Annotated in this window: 21 protein-coding genes and 1 pseudogene; 9 read left to right on the forward strand and 13 right to left on the reverse strand. The window is 60.9% G+C overall.

Translation table 11 applies throughout. The features are described 5' to 3' along the window. From AC3WRR_RS02010 to AC3WRR_RS02020, 3 genes are all read left to right on the forward strand, one after another. A partial coding sequence (locus tag AC3WRR_RS02010) for an IS3 family transposase (protein WP_492296053.1) occupies positions 1 to 828 on the forward strand: 828 nt, incomplete at its 5' end. A 60-nt stretch (positions 829 to 888) separates the two neighbouring features. Further along, the gene (locus AC3WRR_RS02015; RefSeq protein ID WP_492296255.1) at positions 889 to 3009 is read left to right on the forward strand and encodes a DEAD/DEAH box helicase; all 2121 of its coding nucleotides are present in this window, start codon (positions 889 to 891) and stop codon (positions 3007 to 3009) included. A gap of 262 nt (positions 3010 to 3271) precedes the next feature. Beyond that, entirely contained in the window at positions 3272 to 3583 is a 312-nt protein-coding gene (locus AC3WRR_RS02020) for an H-NS histone family protein (RefSeq protein ID WP_492296055.1), read from the forward strand. A gap of 230 nt (positions 3584 to 3813) precedes the next feature. Here AC3WRR_RS02020 and AC3WRR_RS02025 read toward each other — a convergent pair whose 3' ends face one another. Beyond that, positions 3814 to 4086, reverse strand: coding sequence for a hypothetical protein (locus AC3WRR_RS02025; protein ID WP_492296056.1), 273 nt, complete (start codon positions 4084 to 4086; stop codon positions 3814 to 3816). 6 nt (positions 4087 to 4092) lie between these two features. Beyond that, on the reverse strand, positions 4093 to 4260 hold the full coding sequence (locus AC3WRR_RS02030; protein ID WP_492296256.1) for a TetR family transcriptional regulator: 168 nt from the start codon (positions 4258 to 4260) through the stop codon (positions 4093 to 4095). Between the two features lie 5 nt (positions 4261 to 4265). On the opposite strand from AC3WRR_RS02030, the pseudogene AC3WRR_RS02035 reads away from it, so the two are divergent. Then, positions 4266 to 4382 (forward strand): annotated as a pseudogene (locus AC3WRR_RS02035) (H-NS family nucleoid-associated regulatory protein); the annotation flags it as partial. Positions 4383 to 4585: 203 nt separating this feature from the next. Here the strand turns inward: AC3WRR_RS02035 and AC3WRR_RS02040 are convergent. Beyond that, positions 4586 to 7267 (reverse strand): winged helix-turn-helix domain-containing protein, encoded by a 2682-nt coding sequence (locus AC3WRR_RS02040; protein WP_492296057.1) that lies wholly within the window; start codon positions 7265 to 7267, stop codon positions 4586 to 4588. A 254-nt stretch (positions 7268 to 7521) separates the two neighbouring features. On the opposite strand from AC3WRR_RS02040, the gene AC3WRR_RS02045 reads away from it, so the two are divergent. From AC3WRR_RS02045 to AC3WRR_RS02065, 5 genes are all read left to right on the forward strand, one after another. Then, entirely contained in the window at positions 7522 to 8805 is a 1284-nt protein-coding gene (locus AC3WRR_RS02045; protein ID WP_492296059.1) for an acyl-CoA dehydrogenase family protein, read from the forward strand. Then, entirely contained in the window at positions 8805 to 10436 is a 1632-nt protein-coding gene (locus AC3WRR_RS02050) for a class I adenylate-forming enzyme family protein (RefSeq protein ID WP_492296062.1), read from the forward strand. The genes AC3WRR_RS02045 and AC3WRR_RS02050 overlap by 1 nt, the downstream gene beginning before the upstream one ends. A gap of 54 nt (positions 10437 to 10490) precedes the next feature. After that, positions 10491 to 11609, forward strand: a complete 1119-nt coding sequence (locus AC3WRR_RS02055; RefSeq protein ID WP_492296063.1) for a saccharopine dehydrogenase family protein — start codon at positions 10491 to 10493, stop codon at positions 11607 to 11609. 66 nt (positions 11610 to 11675) lie between these two features. After that, positions 11676 to 12917, forward strand: a complete 1242-nt coding sequence (locus AC3WRR_RS02060; protein WP_492296064.1) for a thiolase family protein — start codon at positions 11676 to 11678, stop codon at positions 12915 to 12917. Between the two features lie 24 nt (positions 12918 to 12941). Continuing rightward, the gene (locus tag AC3WRR_RS02065) at positions 12942 to 13277 is read left to right on the forward strand and encodes a hypothetical protein (protein ID WP_492296066.1); all 336 of its coding nucleotides are present in this window, start codon (positions 12942 to 12944) and stop codon (positions 13275 to 13277) included. A 1127-nt stretch (positions 13278 to 14404) separates the two neighbouring features. On the opposite strand, the gene AC3WRR_RS02070 is transcribed toward AC3WRR_RS02065, so the two are convergent. From AC3WRR_RS02070 to AC3WRR_RS02115, 10 genes are all read right to left on the reverse strand, one after another. Then, positions 14405 to 14728, reverse strand: coding sequence for a hypothetical protein (locus tag AC3WRR_RS02070; protein WP_492296068.1), 324 nt, complete (start codon positions 14726 to 14728; stop codon positions 14405 to 14407). Positions 14729 to 14862: 134 nt separating this feature from the next. After that, the gene (locus AC3WRR_RS02075; protein WP_492296070.1) at positions 14863 to 16161 is read right to left on the reverse strand and encodes an NAD(P)/FAD-dependent oxidoreductase; all 1299 of its coding nucleotides are present in this window, start codon (positions 16159 to 16161) and stop codon (positions 14863 to 14865) included. Positions 16162 to 16327: 166 nt separating this feature from the next. Next, on the reverse strand, positions 16328 to 17263 hold the full coding sequence (locus AC3WRR_RS02080) for an electron transfer flavoprotein subunit alpha/FixB family protein (protein ID WP_492296072.1): 936 nt from the start codon (positions 17261 to 17263) through the stop codon (positions 16328 to 16330). Between the two features lie 13 nt (positions 17264 to 17276). Continuing rightward, on the reverse strand, positions 17277 to 18038 hold the full coding sequence (locus AC3WRR_RS02085; protein WP_492296073.1) for an electron transfer flavoprotein subunit beta/FixA family protein: 762 nt from the start codon (positions 18036 to 18038) through the stop codon (positions 17277 to 17279). 167 nt (positions 18039 to 18205) lie between these two features. Next, entirely contained in the window at positions 18206 to 19903 is a 1698-nt protein-coding gene (locus AC3WRR_RS02090; protein ID WP_492296075.1) for an electron transfer flavoprotein-ubiquinone oxidoreductase, read from the reverse strand. A 13-nt stretch (positions 19904 to 19916) separates the two neighbouring features. Then, positions 19917 to 21707 carry an acyl-CoA dehydrogenase gene (locus AC3WRR_RS02095; RefSeq protein ID WP_492296076.1) on the reverse strand — a complete coding sequence of 597 codons (1791 nt, stop codon included), beginning with the start codon at positions 21705 to 21707 and terminating at the stop codon, positions 19917 to 19919. A gap of 71 nt (positions 21708 to 21778) precedes the next feature. Then, a complete protein-coding gene (locus AC3WRR_RS02100; RefSeq protein ID WP_492296078.1) occupies positions 21779 to 22564 on the reverse strand; it encodes an enoyl-CoA hydratase-related protein in 786 nt (261 codons plus the stop codon). Between the two features lie 47 nt (positions 22565 to 22611). Continuing rightward, positions 22612 to 23544, reverse strand: coding sequence for a 3-hydroxyacyl-CoA dehydrogenase NAD-binding domain-containing protein (locus AC3WRR_RS02105; protein ID WP_492296080.1), 933 nt, complete (start codon positions 23542 to 23544; stop codon positions 22612 to 22614). A gap of 39 nt (positions 23545 to 23583) precedes the next feature. After that, complete coding sequence (locus tag AC3WRR_RS02110) at positions 23584 to 24336, reverse strand: acetoacetate decarboxylase (RefSeq protein WP_492296082.1); 753 nt, start codon at positions 24334 to 24336, stop codon at positions 23584 to 23586. 39 nt (positions 24337 to 24375) lie between these two features. Beyond that, positions 24376 to 25608 (reverse strand): CaiB/BaiF CoA transferase family protein, encoded by a 1233-nt coding sequence (locus AC3WRR_RS02115; protein ID WP_492296084.1) that lies wholly within the window; start codon positions 25606 to 25608, stop codon positions 24376 to 24378. Positions 25609 to 25644 lie beyond the last annotated feature (36 nt).

Consider the following 25644-nt stretch of genomic DNA (forward strand, 5'->3'; position numbering starts at 1 on the left):
GGCTATCGCCGCTACGCGGCCAGCAAGCGCGATCCGGCATTGTTGAGCGCACGGGCGAAGCGTGATGCGGCGCTGGTGCCCCACATCGAACGCGTTTGGCAAGCCAACATGCAGGTCTACGGCGCCGACAAGGTCTGGCGTCAGCTCCAGCGCGAGGAAGTCCCGGTGGCCCGCTGCACCGTGGAGCGCCTGATGCGCCGCCATGGCCTGCGAGGCGTGGTGCGTGGCAAAGTAGTGCGCACCACGGTCAGCGATGCCAAGGCGCTGTGTCCACTGGACCTCGTCAACAGGCAGTTCAGCGCGCAGCGGCCGAATCAACTCTGGGTCTCGGACTTTACGTATGTTTCGACCTGGCAGGGCTGGTTGTACGTAGCCTTCGTGATTGACGTGTTCGCCCGGCGCATCGTGGGCTGGCGGGTGAGCAGTTCGATGCGAACGGACTTCGTGCTCGATGCCCTGGAGCAGGCCCTGTACGCCAGGCAGCCCGGGCGTGAGGATGCCCTCGTGTGCCATTCGGACCGCGGCTCGCAGTACGTCAGCATTCGCTACACTGAACGCTTGGCCGAGGCCGGCATCGAGCCCTCGGTGGGCAGCAAGGGCGACTCCTACGACAATGCCCTGGCCGAGACGATCAACGGGCTATACAAGGCTGAGTTGATCCATCGCCGCGCACCTTGGAAGACCAAGGAGTCCGTGGAACTGGCAACGCTCGAATGGGTGTCCTGGTTCAACCATCATCGATTGATGGCACCGCTGGGATACGTGCCGCCGGCCGAGCACGAGGCCAACTACTATTGCCAACTTGAGCAGCAGGCCATGTCGGCCTGACTCAAGCCAAGGGGCCTCCACGAAAACCGGGGCGGTTCAGTTGTCCGTGAAGCGCTGCTGATTTCGGAGTCAAGTTACTCCATTAAGTACGTTGAGAAGTTCTATTTGGAGCAGCGGACCGGCGACGTCACGAACGCCGGTGCTAGCATCATCTACTACGAACAATGGAAGAAGACAGGCGACGAGCAACTACTTGCAGACATTGCTGCGTATAACCGTGATGACGTCATCTCTACCTTCAGGCTTCACAAGTGGCTATGTGAATTGCGACCGGAAGGAATGCAGTGGGCTCCGAAAGAGTCTCCCAAAGAAGGGCAAGAGCAGATCAAGGTTGGTGAGAAGAATGCGGTGGAGTTGCGCCTTGAACCATTCGAGGCGATCCTGCTCGCCGGTCTTGACGAGAATGAGGCAAATTGGACTGAGGGGCAACGGCACCAAGTCCTGACGTACCAGTTGCTCGATTTTCATAGGCGTAAAATGAAGCCTAGCTGGTGGGCCTACTATGAGCGAAAGGAAATGACAGACGCCGAGCTCATCGAGGACGTTGAGTGCATTGGTGGAGTGACACTGGACCCACAGGTGCAACGGGAGAAGGTGAAGTTATCCTACAGATATACATACAGGTTTCCTGCGCAGGAAACGAAGCTGCGTGGACCAAAGGCCTCAGATATCTTTGGCGACAGGCAGCTGTCAAACTTGTCGGTGGATGTTGAGCAGGGAAGGCTCTCCTTTACGTTAGGCCAAAAATTAGATGCACCCAGCACCCTCGCACTGGGCCCAATCTTCCCGGTGAAGCAAGACGTTATCGTTGAGGCAGTGTTTCGTTACGCGGAGTCCGTCTGCGAGACAGTGGAAGGAAAGCCTACACGCTTCAAAGCGATCGAGGACCTACTCATGCGCCGGCTGCCTAGTATCACCGGTGTTGTCACTGGTGAGCCGCTGGTTGACGAAGCTGCTGACTTGCTGCCACAAGTCATCGCGACAGTTGCAGGCATGCAAGCAACCACGCTTTTCCTTCAAGGTCCCCCAGGTGCAGGTAAAACCTATACGGGATCTCGCGTCATCGTCGCTTTGCTGAAGGCAGGAAAGCGAGTCGGAGTGTCGTCCAACAGCCATCATGCAATTAATAACCTCTTGCGGGGTGTCGAGCTGGCGGCCAAGAAGGAAGGTATTCAGTTCTCCGGAGTAAAGAAGTCTGACGCCGAAAAGGAAGAGACTTTGATCAATGGCGACTTCATCACCGATGTGTTCAAGAATGAGCAAGTGTCGGGAAGTGGATGCCAATTGCTCGCGGGTACCGCCTGGGTCTTCTCGCGTGAAGAGCTCGAGCAGGAGCTGGATTACCTGTTTGTAGATGAGGCTGGGCAGGTTTCGTTGGCTAACGTTGTTGGGATGGGGACTGCTGCGAAGAATATCGTGCTACTAGGAGATCAGATGCAACTTGGCCAGCCGACACAGGGAGTACATCCTGGTAGCTCGGGCGAGTCTGTCTTGAACTATCTCTTGGATGGACTTTCAACGATCCCCCCTTCGCAAGGCATCTTCCTTAATAAGACATTTCGCATGCATCCGGACATCTGTTCGTTCATTTCCGATGCGATCTATGACGGACGCTTGAAGTCGCACGAGACGACTGTGAATCAAGGATTGTTCTTCCACGGTGCAATCCCTAAGCTTCTCGCACATTCAGGCCTTCGATTTGTGCCAGTGCAGCACGATGGGAACGCGCAAGATTCAGTTGAAGAGGCGGATGTCGTTCGCGAACTGTATGCCAGTCTGCTGGGTCAGCATTTTCACGCAGGGCCTGGCCGTCTTGAGCCCCTTACGCCGGCCGATATCCTGGTGGTCGCACCGTACAACATGCAGGTCAATCTGCTGCGCCAGTATCTTCCGGCTGAGGCGCGGGTAGGCACCGTTGATAAGTTCCAGGGTCAGGAAGCACAGGTGGTCATTATTTCAATGGCGACATCAAACGGGGACTATCTGCCACGGAACATCGAATTCTTATTTAGCAAGAATCGCCTCAATGTTGCAATCTCCAGAGCGAAGTCACTCGCATTGCTGGTGGCGTCCCCGGGCCTGATGTCCATCCGCTGCAAGGCCCCAGAACAGATGGCGCTGGTCAATACGCTTTGCTGGGTGGAGGACGTTTCGCGTAGGCAAGTCACCGTTACCGCTTAAGGTCTCTTTGGAATCTGAAGCTTGCTGCAATGTTGGCGCAGAAAGGGTACGCCAGCTCCATTTCGAACTGATAACGCTTCAGACTGACCGGGGACGCGGAAGGTGTTCGTAAATATAGGCAAGCTCGCAGCAGCGCACATGTGCATCAAATGCTGATGCCAGTTCTGGCGTTGAAGTGAAGCCCTGGAAATGGGGAGATTCATTCGTTGCGCTCTTCGGGATAATGTACCATGCTGAAATTCTAACGAGACGGAGAAGCAGGATGGCCACATACAAGCAACTGCTCGCAGAAAAGGAAAAGCTCGAAGCTCAATTGGCGGAAGTGCGAGCGACTGAAGTTGCCGGAGTCATTGAGCAGATTCAGACGCTGATGGCCCAGTATGGCCTTAGTGCTGAGGATATTGCTGCGAAGCGCCGTCGCGGGCGCCCTGCTGGCCGTGGTGCCGGCACCAAGCGTGAACCGCTGCCTCCGAAGTATCAAAACCCGAAGACTGGTGAGACCTGGTCTGGCCGGGGTCGGGCGCCGGCCTGGCTGGGCAAGAATCGGGATAAGTTCCTGATTCCGGAAGCTTGATGTCCTCGCCCGCCCTAAAGGGCGGGGATTCTTTCTGCAAGATGGCGTGGCATGCGGCGCCGATCTACAAATGGGAGACCCCGTGTGCCGGAAGCCCGCATAGCGCTGAGACGATGGGAAGCCATCATAACGCGCCCGCCTTTGCATTGCCTGTCACCGAGCCGGCGGCATCGCTCGCCGTTTGAACCGGTCCCGCGCGCGCTGGTGCTCGGCCGCCCTGCCCAGCTCTTCTATTTTTCGAGGGCGCTAGAAAGCCCGCCACCAGGAAAACAGTCATTCGGCGGATACATCCCTCGGGCGTGACGTCGTCTGGATTGCATGGTGAGTTGCTGAAAACCATCGGCCGTCGGGTCATGCGCTGGGGCCCGTTCATCGCATAGATGCTGGGGCCCGTTCATCGCATAGATCAGTGCACCAACCATCATGTTGTAACGCCAAAGCAGATCATCCAATGGAAGGCCAGGTAGGCAAAGTTGGAGCGCAAGTACGAACCGCCTCCGCACCGGCTCCTAGTAGGCCTTCAAAAACTCCTCCTCGCCCGGCATGGAGTACACCCGAGCTAGAAACTGTGACGTGACACGCCGTCGGAACATTTCTTCCAGCAATTTTTGCTTGTCTCCGAAGTGGTAGTTAATGGCCGCGATATTGGCACCAGCCTGCTCGCAAACGGCGCGCACGGACAGCGCCTCGATGCCCAAAGTATCGCGACCCGAAGACTGGCAAGACCTGGTCGGGCCGGGGAAGGGCGCCGGCATGGCTGGGCAAGAACCCGAACCGGTTTTGGATTGTGGAAGAGTAAGGCCAAAGGCTAGCTAGTGTGCGCAGAGGTTGTTCATTCGGCTTTCCAGGAGGCCATTGTCGTGACAACGTCATCTTCGCAGTTTCCCGACGGGCAATCGGTTGAATCAACAGGCAGCGAGCGGTCACCCATGCCTAGACGATACACGGCGCAGATCACTACATTGTTTGCACTCTCCCGGGGGGCATTTGCCGGCAAGGCATTCACAGAACCCCCAATTCCCGTGCGCGTGCCACCGCCTGCATCCGATTGCCGGTGCCTAGTTTGCCGTTGATTCGGCGAAGGTGAGTTTCGATCGTGTTTTCTGAAACAAACAGCAAGCGCGCCAGGGCCTTGTTGGAGTGTCCGTCGGCGACACGCCGGATGATCTGGAGTTCACGAGGGCTGAGAAGGTCTTCCTGTTCGCCGCGCACGGGTGTACCGCGCTGCGATGGGACCTGCATGGCCTGCACCAGTCGCTCCAGATACCGCGGATCGAAGACATGTTGCCGCGACGCCAGCGATGCCAGCAGCGGCTCCAGGTGCCACGGCTCATCGGCGAGGAGCCGATGTGCCTGCCACGCTTGCCCCTGTGCCAGGGCGCGCTCAAGCCAGATCAGCGCTTGCGCTGACCGGCCCGCGGCATGGTGCGCCTGGGCCAGCAGCCAGGCAAGGCGCAAGGCACGGCGCGCACGGCCGCTGTTCTCGGCACGGCGTAGTGTTGCTTCGATGCGCTTCACATCAGGCTCCTCATCGGCCGCAACCAGCGCAATGCGAATGCCGGCGATCTCGAGATCGTCGAGGTCGTCCGAGTAGCGCATTAGGGTGCCGGAAGGAGGTGCCAATGACGCGGCCAGGGCCAAGGCATGCCTCGCGCTGGAGACATCGCCCGCCAGCAAGGCAAGCCGGCTCCTGTCGATGGCGGCCGCCATGCCCAGGCGCCTAATGCCGCGTGCGTCGCCAAGTTGCTGCAGCGTGTTGAGCTGCTCTAGGGCCTTGCCGGAATCGCCGCCCAGCCACGCGATGCGCGAAGCAAGCCGATGGGCTACGATCAGGTGGTCAGGCAGGCAGGTGTCGCGAATCAGGGGCAGGTATTCGCCCAGCAGGGCGTCGGCGGCCGCGCTGTCACCAAGCTCGTAGAGCGCTTCGGCCAGCATCGTGCACGCGACGGGGCCCGAACTCGTGTAGCGTTGCCCGGCGGCAATGATGCGATTCAGCATGGCGCTGAAGCGGGCGAGGCCGTCGCGGACATTGCCTTGCAGCATGTCGATCATGCCTTCGATGCAGGCACTATAGGTCAGTCCGTAGATGGCATTGACGGATTCGAGCTCGCGCTTTGCCTGCAGCAGAGCATGCCGGGCCGGGACAAATCGGCCCTGCAGCATATCGCCGTACGCCATCGCGTTGTGAAGCAGGCCGCTGACAAAGGGGGATGCCGGCTCCGCGCCAGCCAGGGCCGTGCGCGCCGCCTGGAGGGCATCGTCCATTCGGTCGAGCCAGGCCGACAGCATGACCCGCAAGACGGTGACGTCCTCCTCATGGCCGGCGCCGGCATGCTTTTCCAGCGCGCCCAGCAAGCGTTCCGCAGGTGCATACCGGTGGAGAAATACCATGGCGTAGGCAGCCGCCGTCAGTACTGCAGGGCGCCGCTCAAGTTCGGCCTGCGGCAGCGTGTCCGCCCACTGCACCACCAAGGTCATCTGCCCGCCACGCACATAATCCATACCGCAGCGTTCGAGCAGGTCTGCGGTCAACGTGGTATCGCCGGCCGCCGAAGCATGCGCGATGGCCTGGGCGTAACGGGCGGTCGAGGCCAACCAGTGCGCCGCGCGCACATGCAGCCCGGCCAGTTCGTGGGCTGCGGTGCGCGACAGTTGGGCGCGAAGAAACTGCCGGAACAGCGGATGGTATCGATACCAGTCGCCTTCCGCCTCGATCGGCAGCAGAAAGAGGTTGTCACTGACGCTCTGCGCGATCCAGTCCGCGCTGTCCACGCTCCCGAACGCCGCATCGCAGAGCTGCGGGCAGAACGCCTCGAAGATTGACGAGCGCAGCACAAAGCGGCGATGGGGCTCGGACAGCCTCGCAAGCACGTCTTCGGCCAGGTACTCCGCAAGGTTGCCGGTTGTGCCGGAAAGCTGCTGCAGCCACGCTCGCGAGTCTGCGCGCCCGGCCAGTGCCGATGCCGCAAGCTGCAGTGCCGCCGGCCACCCCTCGGTGCGGGCCTGCAGTTCGCTCAGGTCCGCATCCGCCATGCCGATGCCACGGCAGCCCGTGATGTAGTCGCGGACTTCGACGGCACTGAAGCGCAGCATCGACGCGTCGATTTCCAGCAGGCGCTGCTGCACGCGCAGGCGCCCGAGCGGCAGGCCAGGCTTGTGGCGTGAGCAGAGCACCAGACGCTGGCCCGGGGCCAGGTTGAAGGCAAGCTCGCTGAAGAGGGACAGCACGCTGCTGTCTCTGACCAGCTCGAATTCATCCACGAACAGTACGAAGGGGGTCTCTACCCGCGACAGCACGTCGAGCAGCTGCCGCGCGGATCCTCCCGCCAGGCCCCGGGAGCCATCGATCCACGGGCCGGTTGATGGTGCTTCTCCCAGCGAAGGCAGTGCTGTGTGCAGGGCCGCCCAGAGATAAGGCGTGATCCGGCCCAGGTCGTTGTCAGCGCTGTCGAGGTTCAGCCAGGCAGCCGGTACGCCGTGCTGCCGCGCCGCAGCCAGGAGTTGTCGCATCGCGGTGGTCTTGCCAAAGCCGGCGGGCGCGCAGACCAGCGTCACGGCGGCACGACTGTCTGCCCAAGTGGCAGCAATGGCACTTCGCTCGACGCCTGGCCCGATCTCACCGGGCGGCGCCAGCTTGAGCGGATTGAGCGAAGGGCCGGAGAAAGGATCGTTGCCAGGGAGCATGGGCACGGTTCGACGTTGGCGGCACGAGGGTCGGGCGGTCACGCGGCCACCAGCGTACCGCGTCCCGGGTCCAGCCGCCAGTGGCATCCCAGGCACAGCACCGGCAATCACGGATTTCCGTGACACCGCGCCAGCCTCCGATTCACGGTTCAGCGTGATGCAGGCGGAAGTCACGGCGCCCTAAGCTTCAGGCACAGAGATCGGACGCACCCTCAGACGTACCGACCGGATACCTGAAAACAAGGAGACACGCTATGAATGCCACGGCCATCCCTAACGTCGAAGCGGCAGCCATGCCGGCATCCCCAAAACCCAAGCTTGGTCCCCTCGGCGCGCAGCCGGCGCTGTCCGAGACGGCGGCCATGGTCCAGGAGACGGTGCACCGCCTGGCCGTTGAGGTGCTTCGGCCGGTTGGCATCCGGCTCGACAAGATGACGCCCGACGCCGTGATCGCGCCGGATTCGCCGTTCTGGAAGGCACGCAGGCAGTACCTGGACTTGGGCTTCACCATCCAATCCATCTTCGAACTCGAGCCCGCCGAGCGCGCCCAGGTCCTCTGCGTATTGTTCGAGGAGCTGGGCTGGGGCGACGCGGGCCTGGCCATCTCCATCGGCGCCGGCCTGCTGCCCGCTTTCATGGCGGCCGCATTCGGCAATCGCTTCCTGATGGAGCGCTTCCCGGACACGATGCTTGGCTGCTGGGGCATTACCGAGCCAGACCACGGCTCGGACTCGCTGGATGCGAACCGCATGATCTTCCATCCCCAGGGCAACTACGGACGGCCCAACTGCGTGGCAACGCTGGACGGCAATTCCGTCGTGATCAACGGCCAGAAGTCCGCGTGGGTGTCCAACGGCACCATTGCAGAAGTCTGCATCCTCTACTGCGCCGCCGATTCAGGCAATGGCCCCGACCCACGGCGCGGCTGCGTGGTCTATGTACCGATGGACGCACCCGGCGTCTCGCGCGGCAAGCCGCTGGACAAGATGGGCCAGCGTGCGCTCAACCAGGGCGAAATCTACTTCGACAACGTGCGCCTGTCGAAGGAATACCTGCTCGCCGGCCCCGATGACTACCTGGCGGCGGTCTACGCCATCCACACCTTCGCCAATTCGATCATGGCCACCGTGTTCACCGGCACGGCCAGGTCCGCGTATGAGCTCGCGCTCGGCTACGCCCATGAGCGCAAGCAGGGCGGTGTGCCCATCATCCGTCACCAGTCGGTGGCCCACCGCCTGTTCCATCTGGCACGCAAGGTCGAATGCTCCCGGGCACTGGCGCAACGTGTCGTGCACTACAACCTGACCAACGATCCGCCCGCGCTGCACGCCGGGATGATGGCCAAGGTCACCTCGACGCAGCATGCGTTCGAAGTGGCCAGCGACGCGCTGCAGATCTTCGGCGGCAATGGCCTGACGCGCGAGTACCCGATCGAGAAGATCCTGCGCGACGCGCGGGCGTCGCTGATCGAGGATGGCTGCAACGAGGTCCTGGCTATCAAGGGCGGGGCCTACCTGGTCGACGAGGAGCGTGTGTAATGGGCGCGACCACGGCTGGCGTGGCACCCGGCACTGCGGCCACGCGTGATGAACTGATCCTGGCCAACCTGATTGCCAACCGCGCGGAATCGGAGCCGGACCGCGACGTGCTGACCTTCGACCACGAGGGCGGCCCGGCCGAGGTCCGGACCTACCGCCAGCTCTGGGAGAATGGCTGCCGCATCGCGGGCGCCTTGAAACAGGCTGGCATGGCGCCAGGCGACCGGTTTGCGCTGCTGATGCAGAACCACCCAGAGTTCGTCGACGCCATGGTCGGCGCGTCGATCAGCGGTACAGTGTTCGTGCCGATTGATCCCCGCACCCGCGGCGACAAGCTTGCTTATATGCTGCGCCATTCGGGCTGCAAGGGCGTCATCTGCGCCGATTATGCGCTGCAGACGCTGATAGCGGTCAGGCAGGACGTCCCAGACCTGCAATGGGTATGGCTGCTGGAGTCCGAATCGTCGAAGGTACTGCCGCTGCTGGGTGACTACCCGCGAATGGCGGATATCTTGGGCGCGGCGGTTACCCCGCAGGCCGTCCGCAGCGTGGACCCGCTGGCCCCGATGCAGATCATGTACACCTCGGGCACCACCGGCGATCCCAAGGGCGTGGTCATGCGGCACGCGCGCTACGGCGCCGCTGCGGGGTGGGCGACGCTGTTTGGCTATGTTCGGGACGACCGGCCCTATACAGGCCTCTCGCTGACGCACGGCAATGCGCAGATCGTGACGCTGGCCGCGACGCTCAAGCTTGGCATGCGGGCGGTGTTCAGCCGGCGCTTTACCAAGTCGCGTCTGTGGGACGTGGCCCGCAAGTATGGGTGCACGACCTTCACACTGCTTGGCGGCATGACCACTGCTGTCTACAGCGAGCCGCCCAAGGCCAACGATGCGGACAACCCGGTGCGCTTTGTCATCAGCGCAGGCATGCCCGCAGCCATCTGGGAAGCGTTCGCGAAGCGATTCGACGTGCGCATCGTCGAATTCTACGGTGCGGTGGAGGGGGGGCTTTCCGTCAACCTGGGCGACGGGCCGGTTGGCAGCATCGGCAAGCCGCCGCCTTTCCTCAATGTCCGGATCGTCGACGAGCAGGACGGAGACCTGCCGGCACACCAGCCAGGAGAACTGATCTTCCAGCTTGCCAACGGCACGCCGGCGGACGTGGTCTACCTGCACAACCCCGACGCATCGGCGAAGAAGACCCGCGACGGCTGGCTGCGCATGGGCGATATCGGGCACCGCGACGAGCAGGGCTGGCTCTACTTCGACTACCGCATCGGCGGGGGCATCCGGCACAACGGCGATTTCATCCAGCCCGGAGAGATTGAGAAGGTCATCGCCGAATGTGAAGACGTGGCTGACGTCTACGTCTACGGCGTGCCGGCGGCATCCGGCGCGCCCGGCGAGAAAGACGTGGTCGCAGCCATTGTGCCGGCAAGCGGCAAGGAGCTTGATCCGCAGACCCTGTTCGCCATCTGCCGGAAGCGGTTGAGTGCCGGCATGGTTCCGTCCTACCTCCAGGTCATTGCGGAGATACCCAAGACAGCCTCGGAGAAACCGCAGGACCGCTTCCTGCTGGAAGCCTTCCAGGCCCGGCGCGACAACCTTTTCCGGGAAGTACCGGCTTAAGCCACAAAACCAACAGGGCACGCCATGCCCGTCATGAATCTCAGGAGACAAAAAATGACTACCGATCAATATGAAGTCGTCGTCTATGGCGCAAGCGGCTACACCGGCAAGCTGATAGCCTGGAAACTGGCCACCGCCGGCATTCCCTTCATTGCGGCCGGGCGCGACCAGGCACGCCTGGAGGCGCAGATGGCGCTGGTTCCGGAACTGGAAGGGCACGACTATCGTTGCGTGGGCGTGCGGCACGAGCATGCCGACCTGCTGTCCCTGTTCACCGGGCGCAAGGTCGTCATCAATGTGGTGGGGCCGTTCATGCAACTGGGGCTGCCGGTAGTCCAGGCGGCGCTGGAGGCCGGTGCGCACTATCTCGACACGACCGGTGAGCAGGACTGGATGCTGCTGCTGAAGCGGGAGTTCGGCGAGAAGTTCCGCAAGCGCGACCTGCTGCTCTGTCCCGCGAACTCCTATATGTGGGCCGAAGGCGTGCTGGCCACGGAACTGGCGCTGGAAACGCCGGGCATCGACACGCTGGAAACCGTATATCTGGCCGACTCGCAGGTCAGCGTGGCATCGACCATGTCGTTCCTGCGCATGTGCACCAATCCGCAGTACCGCATCCAGGATCGCGCGCTGGTCGAATGGCCCTATGCCACGGCCTACACCGTCCATGTGCCTGGCGAACACGTCGCCGTCATGGCCTTGCCGTGGAGCGGCGGTGGCGAGCCGGTCTGGTATGAGGGCGACGAGCGTGTGCGCCATGCGCGCACGCTGGTGTCGTTCAAGAACCAGGACGCGTTCCAGGCAGTGTTCGGCATGCTGCAGAAGTTCGAAGCCGAATGCCGGCAACTTCCACATGAGGAGCGGGAGAGGATCACCAATGACTGGGGCAAGGGCATGACCACGGTGGAGCCCCCGCGCGAGGACCCCAACGTCAATCGCTGCGTGCTGTCGTGCTACGGGCGCGGCAACACGGCATCGGTGTCGGTCGTGCTGCGTGGCAATTCACCCTATGCGCAGACCGGTGTCTTCAACGCAGAGGCAGCCCGGCGCTTGCTGGCCGGGAAGCAGAAGACCACCGGCTTTGCCTCGCCGGCTGCGGCCTTCGGCGCGCGGGAACTGATCGGTGCACAGGCGGAGCAAGGCTACCTGGCCTGTAACGTGACGCCACTCTGAAGCGGCAATGACGCGATGGCACCGGTGCGACATGGTTGCACAGTGCCATCGCCTCGGGGAAAGATAATGAGCGAGACGGTTTATATCGCCGGCGTCGGCATGACGCCATTTGGCAAGCAGATCGACAAGAGCATCAAGGACCTGACGCGCGAAGCCGTGTCGTCGGCCCTGAAGGATGCGGGCTGTGAGGCCCGTGCGCTGCAGGGCGCCTTCTTTGCCAACTGCACGCAGGGGCATATGGAGGGCCAGGACATGATCCGTGGCCAGATTGCGCTGCGCAGCATGGGCATCCAGGGCATCCCGGTGATCAATGTGGAGAACGCCTGCGCCAGCGCCAGCTCGGCGCTGCACCTGGCTGTTCAGTACGTCAAGGCGGGCGCCGCCGATATCGTGCTGGCGGTGGGCGCAGAGAAGATGTTCTCGGCCGACAAGGCGCGCACACTGAGCGTGTTCGATGGGGCGTGGGACGTCCACGACAAGGAAGCTGGCACCGCCCGGCTGCTTGCGATGGGCGAAGGCGTGGAAGTCCCGGATGGCTCTACCTCGCCCAGGCCCTATAGCGTGTTCATGGACATTTACGCGGCCATGGGAAGGATGCACATGCGGGAACACGGGTCGACGCAGCGCCATTTTGCCGCCGTCTCCGCCAAGAACCATCGGCATTCGGTTCATAACCCGCTGTCGCAATACCGCGAGGCCTACACCATCGAGGAAATCCTGGCCGCGCCGCCGATCACGTTCCCGCTGACACTGCCGATGTGCTCGCCCATCAGCGATGGGGCTGCCGCCGCCATCGTCTGCAGCGAGGCGGGTCTTGCCCGGCTAAACGGCAGTCGTAGCCGCGCTGTCCGGGTGCTGGCCTCTGTGGTCGTGACCGGCAGCGACCGCGCGCCAGCACAGCTTGCCGACCACCTTGTGCGCAAGGGATCGGTCGATGCGTACCGGATCGCCGGGGTGGGCCCGCGCGATATCTCGGTTGCGGAAGTGCATGACGCCAGCGCCATCGGCGAAGTGATCCAGGTGGAGGCACTCGGTCTCTGCGAACCTGGCGAAGGCGGCGTGGCTGCGGAGCGCGGCGATACGAGTATTGGCGGGCGCATTCCTGTCAACACTTCCGGCGGCCTGGAGTCCAAGGGACATCCGATTGGTGCCACCGGCCTTGGGCAGATATACGAGCTGGTATCGCAGTTGCGGGGCGAGGCGGGCGCGCGCCAGGTCGGCGGCGCGCGTATCGCAATCGCCGAGAACGGCGGTGGCCTGCATGGCGTGGAAGAGGCGGTGGCCTGCCTGACTATTCTGGGCCGGTAGGCGGGCAACGGACAGGGAGGTGACATGGCATCCGCGCAAGCACATGCCGAAAGCATCGCGCGGAATGCCGGGGTGCATACCGCTTCAGTGCCGCGCCGGCTCAGCACCGAGCTTTCCGAGTTGCTGCGTGAGGTGCGCGACGTTACCGCGTACGCCCGCCGGACGGCGCTGGAAGCGGTGCAAAGTGGTGGCACCGGCTACGAGGAAGCGCTCGGCCTGCTGTTCGATGGCTGGATGCAGAGCACCTCGCGCCGTCGGCAGATCGTAAGCTTTGCCTCGGCTGCGGAACTGGGCGTCCCCTTGTGGCATCATCGCGAGCGATGCAAGGAGTTCGTCGACGAGGCCGGCTTGCTGTGTTAGCGTGCTCTGTTCTGGGTCGCGTCAAGGCGGATGAGCCAGGCCGAGCGCCCCAGAGTTACGGTACCGGCTGCACGGCCGGCCGCCGTCAAGGCGATCGTGGCTCGCACGCCTTGCGCGGCCTGCCGGCAACTCCTGCTGGACCCGTGCCGTTGGCGACCGCACGCGGGCATGCAGGCACTGGAAGGAGACGTCCACAAGCATGTATCGGCGCATCTGTCCATTTCCTGCGCCAAGTTTCGGTGTGTCGGCTGCGGTGAAACCTGGCTCAGGCGCAGCGGTGGTCAGCCGTTTTCGAGCTGGACGCGGATCGTCGGCAGCGGCCATGGCAGCAATGCGTGCGCTATCTAGTGCGCCCTGATAGTGGGTCGAGGTCCTCCGCGTGGCGTCCACAGCCCGATATACACGTCTGACCGCTCGCAGCCATTCAGCAGACATTCGAGGGACTGAGGCAGGACGGGCCGCTTGCCGTGCCAGATCTGTCATCGACGCTCTTGGATCGGGCAGGCGTTGAATAAACCTCAAGGGAGTAAACAACGACGTCGGACGAGGCAGTGATGCGAGCTATGGCGATTGATGGGTTCGCCCCCTCAGTAGCGCCTTGGCTTTATGGCGGTAGCTGGGTGCCAACCTGCTTTCGTCATGGACGGTCCTAGGTAGGCGCCCCAGTCCCAACTATCGTTGTCCGACTATATGACCACGTATGAGCCGACCCCGAGTAGAACTGAACTGGCGCTGGTCCAAAAATCCAGTCCAAGGTTGAATCAGGCCTTTTAAGAAGAACGGGGTGCAGAATGATTGCTCTTATTCCGGCAAACGAAAAATGCTTGTAGCTGCGCCCGAATAAATTGCTGCTCGCGCCATACGTTCCAGTTCGTTCGACCCTTGAAGGAGAGCGAGGAACTGGACACATCCATCCATGTACCGACGCCGCATCAAATGCAGCGAATTCTTCTTTGTCCCATTACACATTCGACCCTATTATGATCAAAGCTATCCGTTACTCCACAGCGCCGTACCGTGATTGGTAGGGTAATTGCCCGGCACGACACCACGCTATCGTGTCCGGGCTTCTGGTGTTTGGAGGCAGCGGTACGGCGTGGGCGTCCCGCTAGTCTTGACGGATCTGGTTACTGTTTCTTTGCCCCATCGGTGTAAGGGTCGGGCTTGCCAGTCTTCGCGCCGTCCGTATACGGATCGAACTTGCCGGCCTTTGCGCCGTCCGTGTAGGGATCAGCCTTTTTCGGCGCCAGATTATTGCGCGTGGAAGTCTTGGCGCCATCAGTATAGGTATCGAACTTACCGGCCTTTGCGCCCTCCGTGTACGGATCAGGCTTCCCGCTCTTGCCGCCTTGGGTATATGGGTCAGCCGGCTTTTGCTGTGCATACGCGGCCGGCGCCGTCCCTAAAGCTGCGGCGGCGACAATCAGACTGAAAAGTAGGGTCTTGCTCATAAGTTCCTCGCGAGATGGGCGCGATTCGGATGCCTGCTCCGATTGCGCCCTCTCAAAGAATCGGGCAGGCCGTTCGTTAATAGTATGCTCCTATTTGTGACTATGTCACCGAAGATAGGAGGAGGGGGACCATTTCAATGTAGCTTGAGCCTGGGCGACGTTCTGCGACTGATAAAGTCTCCCGCGATGAGCAGAGCCGTTCCTGCCGAACCGTATAGTGAGACCTGATGCAGTCGATAAAGCGAAACGTAGAACATCCTTGCAAGCCAGCCGCTGAGATGCATCCTGCCAAGCTTGCCCACAAGTTCACCGATGGCATCGAAGCGCGACAGCGAAACGAGTGAGCCGAAGTCCTGGTAGTGGAACGGGATTGGAGGCTGGCCGTTGAGCCGCCGCGCGAGTGAAGCTGCCAGCAGGGCCGCTTGCTGATGCGCTGCTTGTGCGCGAGGTGGGACAAACGAGCCGCTCAGGTCTCCGTGCGGACACGCCGCGCAATCGCCAAACGCGAAGATGTTCTCGTCGACTGTTGTCTGCAAGGTTGCATCGACCTGTAACTGATTCAGACGGTTTACTTCAAGACCATCCATGTCTCGCAGGAAAGAAGGTGCGCAGATACCTGCTGCCCAGACCTTTAGGCTCGCCGGTATCAGCCGACCGTCGCCGGTCACCAGGCCATCGGCACGGACTTGCCGGATTCTCGTCGACGTGACGACCTCGACGCCGATGGCGCGCAAGCGCTCGATGACGCCGCGGCTTACCCGTTCCGAGAGCGCAGGCACAACCCTGGGACCAGCTTCGACCAGAGTGACGCGCATGTTTGTCGGTCGAATCCCGTTGAGTCCATATCTTGCAAGTTCCGTTGCGGTCCGACGTAACTCCGCAGCCAGCTCGACGCCAGTAGCACCCGCCCCGACGATGGCGATATTCACTTGGGATTCGCTGTCGCCCTGCGCGTGCGCACTCAAGTAGTGCTGGAGCAGTTGACGGTGAAACCGTTGGGCCTGCTGAGTTGTGTCGAGGAACACGCAATGCTCGGCGGCACCAGCCGTACCGAAGTCATTTGTCTTGCTACCGACTGCGATGACCAGCGTGTCGTAGCCGATTGTGCGAGAGGGGATAATTTCCGCACCTTCGTCATCGATGACCGTGGCCAGATGGATTTCCCGTCGTGCACGATCAATCCCACAAAGACGGCCAAGCTGGAAATTGAAGTAGTTCCACTGCGCCTGCGCGAGGAAGTTCAATTCGTTATCTGGCACGCTCAGCGACCCCGCCGCGACCTCGTGCAGCAAAGGTTTCCACATGTGGGTCATCTGCGCGTCGACCAGCGTGATCTCAGCCTTTCCACGTCTTCCCAACTTTCGGCCAAGACGCGTAGCCAACTCCAGGCCGCCCGCACCTCCGCCTACTACAACAATTCGATGAATCATCATTTCCGCAATTTTGTTGACGCTGACCGAATTTGATGGCCGGTCGGCATGCCGCCGAAGATGTTGGCACCTGTCGGGCAGCTTCTCGCCGATCCTCGGCTTTAGGCAGAAGTCGCTTGTAACAATACGTACCGCGCGGCTTGCATCAAGATGCGCGGACGGGTTGCGTTCAGTCGAGTTGATCCACTAGCTCCGGCACGACCGTGAAAAGGTCGCCAATCAGACCGTAATCGGCCACGCCGAAGATTGGGGCTTCGGGATCCTTGTTGATGGCTACGATGATCTTGGAGTCCTTCATCCCGGCCAAATGCTGGATCGCACCGGAGATGCCGATGGCAAAGTACAGTTGCGGCGCGACGATCTTGCCGGTCTGGCCAACCTGATAGTCGTTCGGCACGAAGCCCGCATCGACGGCGGCGCGCGAGGCTCCCATCGCTGCTCGAAGCTTGTCCGCCAACGGTTCGAGTACTTTCATGTAGTTGTCAGCACTGCCGAGACCGCGCCCGCCCGACACGATGATGTTCGCGCTCGTCAGCTCGGGACGGTCCAGCTTCGTCACTTCGCGGCTCACGAATTGCGAGAGGCCGCTGTCGGGTGCTGCGTCAATCCTCTCGACTGCCGCGCTGCCACCCTCCGCAGCGACTTGGTCGAAGCCGGTAGAGCGAACTGTAATGACCTTCACAGAGTCGAAGGATTTCACTGTCGCGATCGCATTGCCCGCGTAGATCGGGCGCTCAAACGTATCGGCCGTCACTACTGCCGTGATGTCGCTCAATTGCGCAACGTCGAGCTTCGCAGCGATGCGTGGCGCGACATTCTTGCCGGCGGCGGTCGACGGAGCCAGGATGTGCGTGTAGCTTTTGGCGATGCACATCACTGTGGCCTCGACGTTTTCCGCAAGACTTGCCTCAAGCTGCGGCGCGTCGGCCAACAGTACTTTCGAGACGCCTGCGATCTTTGCCGCCGCCTCTGCGGCGCCCTGTGCGTTGTGCCCGGCGATCAGTACATGGATATCGCCGCCAATCTTCTGTGCTGCAGCAACCGTATTCAGTGTCGTTGCTTTGATTGATGCGTTGTCGTGTTCCGCAATTACCAGATTCGTCATTTTCCTGTTCCCTTCAGAGGACTTTCGCTTCCGTCTTCAGCTTGTCCACCAGCGTCTTTACGTCCGGGACCTTGATGCCGGCGTTGCGCTTCGGCGGCTCGGTCACTTTCAGTGTCTTGAGTCGGGGCGTGACATCGACGCCGAGGTCTTCCGGTCTGATGGTTTCGAGCGGCTTCTTCTTCGCCTTGATGATGTTGGGAAGCGTCACATAGCGCGGCTCATTGAGGCGGAGGTCGGTCGTGACGACTGCTGGAAGCCTGAGTGAAAGGGTCTCAGCGCCGCCGTCGATTTCGCGCGACACTGTCACACGCTTCTGCCCGCCTTCGTCAGTCAGGACTACCTTCGATGCGAACGTCGCCTGCGGCATATTTGCGAGCGCGGCGAGCATCTGCCCTGTCTGATTCGAATCGTCATCGATCGCCTGCTTGCCCAACATCACCAGTTGAGCCTGCTCGTTGTCAACCACCGCCTTCAGCACCTTGGCAACAGCCAGCGGTTGCAGCTCGGCGGAGGATTCAACCAGAATCGCGCGGTCCGCGCCGATCGCCAGCGCCGTCCGCAGTGTTTCCTGAGCTAGTGTCACGCCCGCCGACACAACGATAACTTCGGTCGCCAAGCCCGCTTCCTTCAGCCGCACGGCTTCTTCCACGGCGATTTCGTCGAACGGATTCATTGACATCTTCGCGTTCGCGACATCGACACCGGTGCCGTCCGATTTCACACTAACCTTCACGTTAGCATCGACAACACGTTTCACTGCTACAAGTACTTTCACAGGATTCTCCTGACGTTTTCATGGGTTGATTGGCTGCCCGCCCGCTGGAAGGTTCAGCCATTCATCACCGTCACGGCCTAGGCCTCGCCGGCCGTTTTGTTTCTAATCATGAAACCGATGCGGGCGCCTCATGGGCATAAAGGGCAAACCGTATCGGGGAAACGGCACTACATGTTTGGGTAATTCGGGCCGCCGCCACCCTCGGGCGTGACCCACACGATATTTTGTGTCGGATCCTTGATATCGCAGGTCTTGCAATGCACACAGTTCTGGGCGTTGATTACGAGGCGAGCGCCGCTGCTCTCGTCTTCGACGAATTCATACACGCCGGCCGGGCAAAACCTGCTCTCCGGTCCTGCGTAGGTCCGCAGGTTGAGGTTCACCGGGATGGTGGGGTCCTTCAGCGTCAGGTGAGCCGGTTGGTTTTCTTCGTGATTGGTGTTCGAGATGAATACCGATGACAGCCGGTCGAACGTCAGCTTGCCGTCAGGCTTCGGATACGCTATTGGCTTGCACTGGGACGCCGGCTTCAGCGTCTCATGATCCGAATGCTGATGGTGCAGAGTCCACGGAACGTTGCCGCGTAACAGCTTCTGCTCGACGCTGACCATCAGCGTTCCCAGGTACAAGCCCTTGCTCATCCACTGCTTGAAATTGCGTGCGCGATGCAGTTCCTCGTGTAACCAGGATTCTTCGAAAGACTTCGGATAAGCGCTCAGCTCATCTGCCTGGCGCCCGGCTCGGACAGCGTCGAACGCTGCCTCTGCTGCCAGCATGCCGGTTTTGATTGCGGCGTGGCTACCCTTGATTCGCGACGCGTTCAGGAAGCCCGCGTCGTCGCCTACCAACGCGCCACCGGGGAACACCAGCTTCGAGAGCGACATAAGACCGCCCGCAGTGATTGCACGAGCGCCATACGATACGCGCTTGCCGCCCTCGAGGAAGGTACGAATCGCCGGGTGCGTCTTGTAGCGCTGGAACTCCTCGAACGGCGACAGGTATGGATTCGTGTAGCCGAGGCCAACGACGAAGCCCACTACGACTTGGTTGTTGTCCATGTGATAGAGAAAAGAGCCGCCGTACGTGTTGCTGTCCATCGGCCAACCTGCCGTGTGCATGACAAGCCCCGGCTTGTGTTTCGACGGATCGATCTCCCACAATTCCTTGATACCGATCCCATACACTTGCGGATCCACGCCTTCGCGTAGCTGGAACCTGTCGGAAAGCTGGCGGCCGAGATGCCCCCGCGCACCCTCGCAAAAAAGGGTGTACTTCGAGTGAAGTTCCATGCCGAGCTGGAAATTCTCGGTGGGCTCACCGTCTTTTCCGACGCCCAGATTGCCGGTAGCCACGCCTTTGACCGAACCGTCACCGTTAAAGAGCACTTCGGCGGCCGCGAAGCCTGCAAAGATTTCAACGCCTAGGGCTTCAGCTTGCTGGCCAAGCCAACGCGAGACGTTTGCCAGACTGATGACATAGTTACCGTGGTTCTTGAAGTTGTCCGGTAGCGCCCAGTTCGGCACGCTTAAGGATCCCGATTCGGTCAAGAACTTGAAGCGGTCTTCGCTCACAGGAACCTTGAGCGGTGCGCCCTTTTCCCGCCAGTCCGGAAACAGTTCGGTGATTGCACGCGGGTCCATGACCGCGCCAGAAAGGATGTGGGCACCGATCTCTGAGCCCTTTTCCAGTACGCAAACGCTGATCTCGTGACGTTGTGCCGCCGCAAGCTGCTTGAGGCGGATCGCCGCCGACAGCCCGGCAGGGCCGCCGCCGACGATGACGACGTCGTACTCCATCGATTCGCGGGGACCATACGCCTCAATGAGCTTTGCGTTTGGGCTCTGAATTCCGCATGCAATCGTCATGACCTGGCTCCTGTCAGAACTGCGCTTCTGAAAGCGCCATGACATCCTCCGAACCGGTCGCGCGCGTAATGGATGCCTCCAGCGCAATCGCCTGCGGCAGTACGAACTCAGCGAAGAAGCGTGCGGTTGCAATCTTCGCGCCGTAGAACGACGGATCCTCTGCCTGCTTTCTTGCAGCCGCCAGCATTGCACGGGCCATCTGCCAGCCACCGAGAACAATCCCGGCGAGCTTTAGATACGGCACGCTACCCATGAAGACAGCGTTCGGATCGCGCTTTGCATTGGCAACGACAAACTCGACTGCGTTTTTCAGCGATTGTTGTCCTTGCTGGAGATGGGTCAGCATTGAAGCAAATGCAGGGCCTTCCTGTGTACGCAGCGACTCGAGTGTGTTTTCGATGCTCACAAGAAGTGTCTTCACAACGCCACCGCCGTCCCGCAGGGTCTTGCGGCCAATCAGGTCATTCGCTTGGATCGCAGTTGTCCCTTCATAGATCGTCAGAATGCGTGCGTCGCGGTAGAACTGTGCGGCGCCAGTCTCCTCAATGAAGCCCATGCCGCCGTGCACCTGCACACCGAGGCTTGTTACTTCGAGGGACGATTCGGTGCTCCACCCCTTGATGATCGGCACGAGGAACTCGTAGATCGCCTGATTTTCGGCACGAATAGCCATACTGGGATGGTGATGCGCGATATCGCAATGCGCTGCGGCAACATATGCCAGGGCACGTGCAGCTTCGGTCAGGCTGCGCATCGTAAGCAGCATCCGGCGCACGTCTGGATGCTGGATGATCGAGACAGATCGCTTCGCGGAACCATCGACCGGCCGGCTTTGCACGCGATCCTTCGCGTACTCGACGGCTTTCTGGTACGCAGCTTCCGAGATTCCGATCCCCTGCATACCGACTGCGAAACGCGCGGCGTTCATCATGATGAACATGTACTCGAGACCGCGATTTTCCTCACCGACCAGGTGACCAATCGCGCCGCCGTTGTCGCCGAACTGCAGTACGGCGGTCGCACTCCCGCGAATGCCAAGCTTGTGTTCAATTGACACGCAGCGGACGTCATTGCGTTCGCCGAGCGAGCCGTCTTCATTCACATTGAACTTTGGTACGACAAAGAGGGAAATTCCCTTGACGCCCTCTGGTGCGCCCGGCGTGCGAGCCAGTACGAGATGGACGATGTTCTCTGCCATATCGTGCTCGCCCCACGTGATGAAGATCTTCGTGCCGAAGATGCGATACGTTCCGTCACCCTGTGGCTCGGCGCGTGTGCGGATCAATGCGAGGTCGGAGCCAGCCTGGGGTTCAGTCAGGTTCATCGTGCCGGTCCATTGACCGGAGATCAACTTCGGAACGAATGTCTGTTTTTGTGCGTCATTGCCAGCTGTCAATAGTGCTTCGATGGCGCCGTCCGTCAGTAGCGGGCACAGGGCAAACGCAAGATTGGATGCATTGAGCATTTCGATGCAAGGCGTTGCAATTAGCTTTGGCAGCCCTTGGCCGACGTATTCTGTTGGATGCTGTACGCCTTGCCAGCCTCCGTCGGCAAACTGACGGAACGCGTCGCCGAAGCCGGGCGCAGCCGTGACGACCCCATCTTTCCAGGTACTACCGTGCCGATCGCCCTGAACATTGAGCGGTGCCAGCAGCTCTCCGCACAGCTTCGCAGATTCCTCGATGACGGCTTGCGCGGTTTCCGCGGTGGCGTCCTCGAACCCGGGCAACGCAGTGATCTGGTCGATGCCCGCGAGCTCCGTCAGGGCAAACATAATGTCTTTTACAGGGGCGGTGTAACTCATTGCACTATTCCGATATTACGTGGCGAGTGAACTCAGCCGGTCAGTGTTTGGGTAGGTAATACGCGTCGTAACTAGCTTGCGCTGAACTTGGGCGACCGCTTCTCGATAAAGGCTGTCGTGCCCTCGCGCTTGTCGTTTGTCGATGCGCACACCGAAAACAGGGTGCTCTCGATCTCCAGCCCACCAGCAAGGTTCATGTCGAGACCGTGGTTCACGGCTTCCAGAGCGAGCCGCGTGGCGATGGGCGCATTCACGGAAATTCGGCTCAGGATGGCTTCTGCTCGTGCTATCAACTCGTCCGCTGGGACGATCTCGTTGACAAGGCCGATGCGGTGCGCTTCTGGCGCATCGATCGTGTCTGCCGTCAGGATCAGCTGCAACGCGCGGCCCTTGCCGACCAGTCGTGGCAAACGCTGTGTACCGCCAAATCCGGGGATGACGCCAAGTTTTACTTCTGGCTGGCCGAATCGGGCCTGTGGTGCGGCCAGGCGCAGCGTGCAGGCCAGTGCAAGTTCACATCCTCCGCCGAGCGCAAAGCCGTTGACTGCAGCGATAACGGGCTTACCAAGTTGTTCGATGAGGTCAAAAGTGGACTGGCCGATACGGGTAAATCGTTGGGCTTCAATGGCGGAGATCTCTGCGATTTCCGTGATATCGGCGCCAGCAACAAACGCCTTTCCGCCGGCGCCTGTTATGATCACGCCTTGTATGGCAGCATCGTCGCGGGAGTCCTCCATCACCGAGCGCAGTTCGTCCAGCGTCGCACGGCTCAATGCATTCAGTGCCTTCGGACGGTTGATGGTGACGTAGGCGATTCCGGCCTTCTTTTCATACAAGAGATGGTTCAACGTCGACATGGTCAAAGTGCCAAGTTGTATAGAACTGGGTCAATAGGGGGCGGCGCTCAGAACTTGGCACGCAGGGCGAGGAGGCCGAGCAGCGCCTCGTCGCGGCGCGACGCCAGCGCATCTGTCGACTGTTCGCCAACGGCCTCATGTACGCCGGCAACAACTGCGGCGCGCACCTCCGGAGTGATTGTCGGAGAGCCCAGCGCTTGCCACCACTCGGTCAATGGTCCGGTGAACTGATCTAAGAAGTGCTCGACGCCGCCCGGCCCTCCGCCGAGGTGCATCAGCATGTTCGGACCCATGAGGCCCCAGCGCAGTCCAGGGCCCCAGCTAACTGCGGTATCGGCGTCTGCGGCACTAACTACGCCTTCCGAGACGAGATACATGACCTCGCGGAGCAACGCTCCTTGCAGACGATTGGCGACGTGGCCCGTCACTTCTTTATTGAGGCGGATCGTACGCTTGCCGAGCGTCGTGTAGAACTCGGCAACCCGCTGAATCGTTTCCTCGGACGTTTTCGAACCCCCGACAATCTCCACCAGGGGAATCAGGTGTGGAGGGGTGAATGGGTGCGCGATAACACAACGATCCGGATGGCGCGTGCAGCTCGATTGAATGTCGCTCATCCGAAGTCCCGATGAACTCGACGCGATCAGCGTGTCGGACGGCAAAAGTTCGTCGAGTTGCTTGTAGAGTTGCCTCTTGAACTCAAGTCGCTCCGGGCCATTCTCCTGGATTAGGTCGACCCCGGTAATCGCCTCGGCCAGGGCGCTCGTAAAGGCCAGACGTGAGCGCGATGCCCCCGCTGCCAGACCGAGCTGTTCCAGTGCGGGCCAAGCCCGATCTACGTAAGCACGAAGCCGCGCTTCGGCGTCGGGAGCGATGTCTGTCGCGACGACATCGAGGCCCTTTGCGAGAAAGAACGCCGTCCAGCTGGCTCCGATAACACCGGTTCCAATAACGGCGACTCGTTTGATTTGCTTCGACATTTCCAATCTTCCTGTAACGCTCGGGTCGAGCCCATTGACTTAACGCGTGCGGTGAGGCTGTAGGTAGTCGTGCACGACTTCGGCGTCACCAAGCGTGAGATCCGTGATCATGTGAGTTGCCGACAGAACCTCAAGGACCGGCAGGTCCGTCAGCGGCGCGAGGCAGTGCGGATGCAATTCGAGGGAAGCGGGCCCGGACCACGCACCCTTTACAACAACGTCGGTTGCCTTGTAGCGAACGAGTTCACAGGTGCGCAGCGATCCGTCGATGTGAGGTGTCATCTTCAGGAGGAAGCCCGGGCTTTCCGTGGAGCGGCGCACTTCCTCGAGATCCAGCGCGTTGTATTTGTAGGCCATCGTTCCGGTTGCGATCCGCAGGCCGTTGTAATCGAGAGTACCAACGAGCGCGTCGCTGCGTACCTCCAGTCGCGGCTGCGCGAAGGTCTTGGGAAATCCGAACAACTCGCGGCCCGCAGCGATTGCAGGGAAGTTGTCCAGATACATCGCGTGTGTATAGGAACCTGCCTCGCCGTCGAGTGTTACGGGGATCACCTGACCCGATTCTGTGTAGGAGCCGAATCCCGACGAGTCAGGCATGTGGATGAACTCGTACTTGACGATCGACTTAGCGGCCTTCAGGGGTGCCGGCAGGATGCGCTCGATTGCCGCGGGATCGGTTCGATAGGTGATGATGAGAAATTCTCGATTCACGAAGCGGTAGGGTGGCTTCGGATAAGCCGGTCGTGCGAGTGGCATCGCATAAGCGTTGTCCAGCAATTGTTGCTCAGTCATGGCAATGTCAAGTTAGGGTTCTTGGCAGGTCGATGGTGCTTAGACTGCCACGTCCGGCTTGGAAACCACCCCGCTTGAGAACAGGTTGGTGATCTCGTCAATAGCGAATCCAAGTTCGTGTAATACCTCGAAACTGTGTTCGCCCAAGTGGGGCGCGCGTCCCGGCGCAACCTTCGGCACGCCAGCGATCTGGATCGGGCTATTCACGGTGTGCGTGGCGCTGGGGCCCGGGTCGGCGAGTGGCACGAAGATCTCGTTCTCGTACATTTGCCGGTCGTTGATGATTTCCTCGGCGACCTGAACCACGCCGTGAATGACACGCGCCGCGTCGAAGACAGTCTTCCAGTGTGCGAGCGGTTGCGTGGAGAATTGCTTGTCCAGAATCTCGACGAGTGCCTCGGCGTTTGCGGCGCGGCCGGGAGCGTCGGTAAAGCGAGGGTCTTCGGACAACCCGGGGATCTGCATGGCGTGCAGGAACGCTGGCCAGTCCTTGCTCTGCGGGAGAACCAGCAGCAGCCAGCGATCATCGGCAGTTTGATAAGAATTCATCAAGGCGTTCGGCGGCGCTTTGCGGTCGTGTAGCCCGTAGAACTTTGCACCGTTGAGGCCGCCCTCAATCCAGGTTGCGGCCGCCCAGGCGCCTTCGGCGATGAGGGACGTGCTAACGTGGCTGCCCTGACCAGTTTTCTCACGTCGGTACAGGCCCGTCACGATCGCGGAATAGAGGGTGCTGGCGGTAGCGTGATCACCGACGCCGGGGATCGGGAGCGACGGCGGGCTTCCCGCATTGCGCGTCACCTGCATAAGGCCGGAACGAGCCCAGTACGCCGTGATGTCGAATCCGGGCTTGTCAGCCTCCGGTCCTTTTGCGCCATAACCAGTGATGTCCGCATAGATGAGGCGCGGGTTGAGCGGGGCCACGGCCTCGTAGCTTAGTCCCAGGCGATCCCTGACTTTCGGTGGAAAGTTGATTACGACGACATCAGCCCATTGCACTAGCTTCGCTAGGACGTCCTTCGCATCTGGGGCCTTCAGGTCTAGGGCGATGCTTCGCTTGTTTCGATTGGTCAACTGCCACGTGTAGTTGTGCTCACTCGTGGGGTTAGGCGGCAGCAGATAGAGCTGGCGGTACGGGTCACCAATGCCTGGCGGCTCAACCTTGATGACCGTGGCGCCGAAATCTGAAAGAATGGTTGCTGCTGCTGGTCCCGCGATGTAGCTGGCAAAGTCGACCACCTTCAGGCCGGAAAACACACTTTCAAAATTCTTCATAGGAACTCGGCGATCGAAGTGAGTGGAATTACGTCG

This window comes from Cupriavidus sp. FW305-3-2-15-C-LB2, assembly GCF_058787575.1.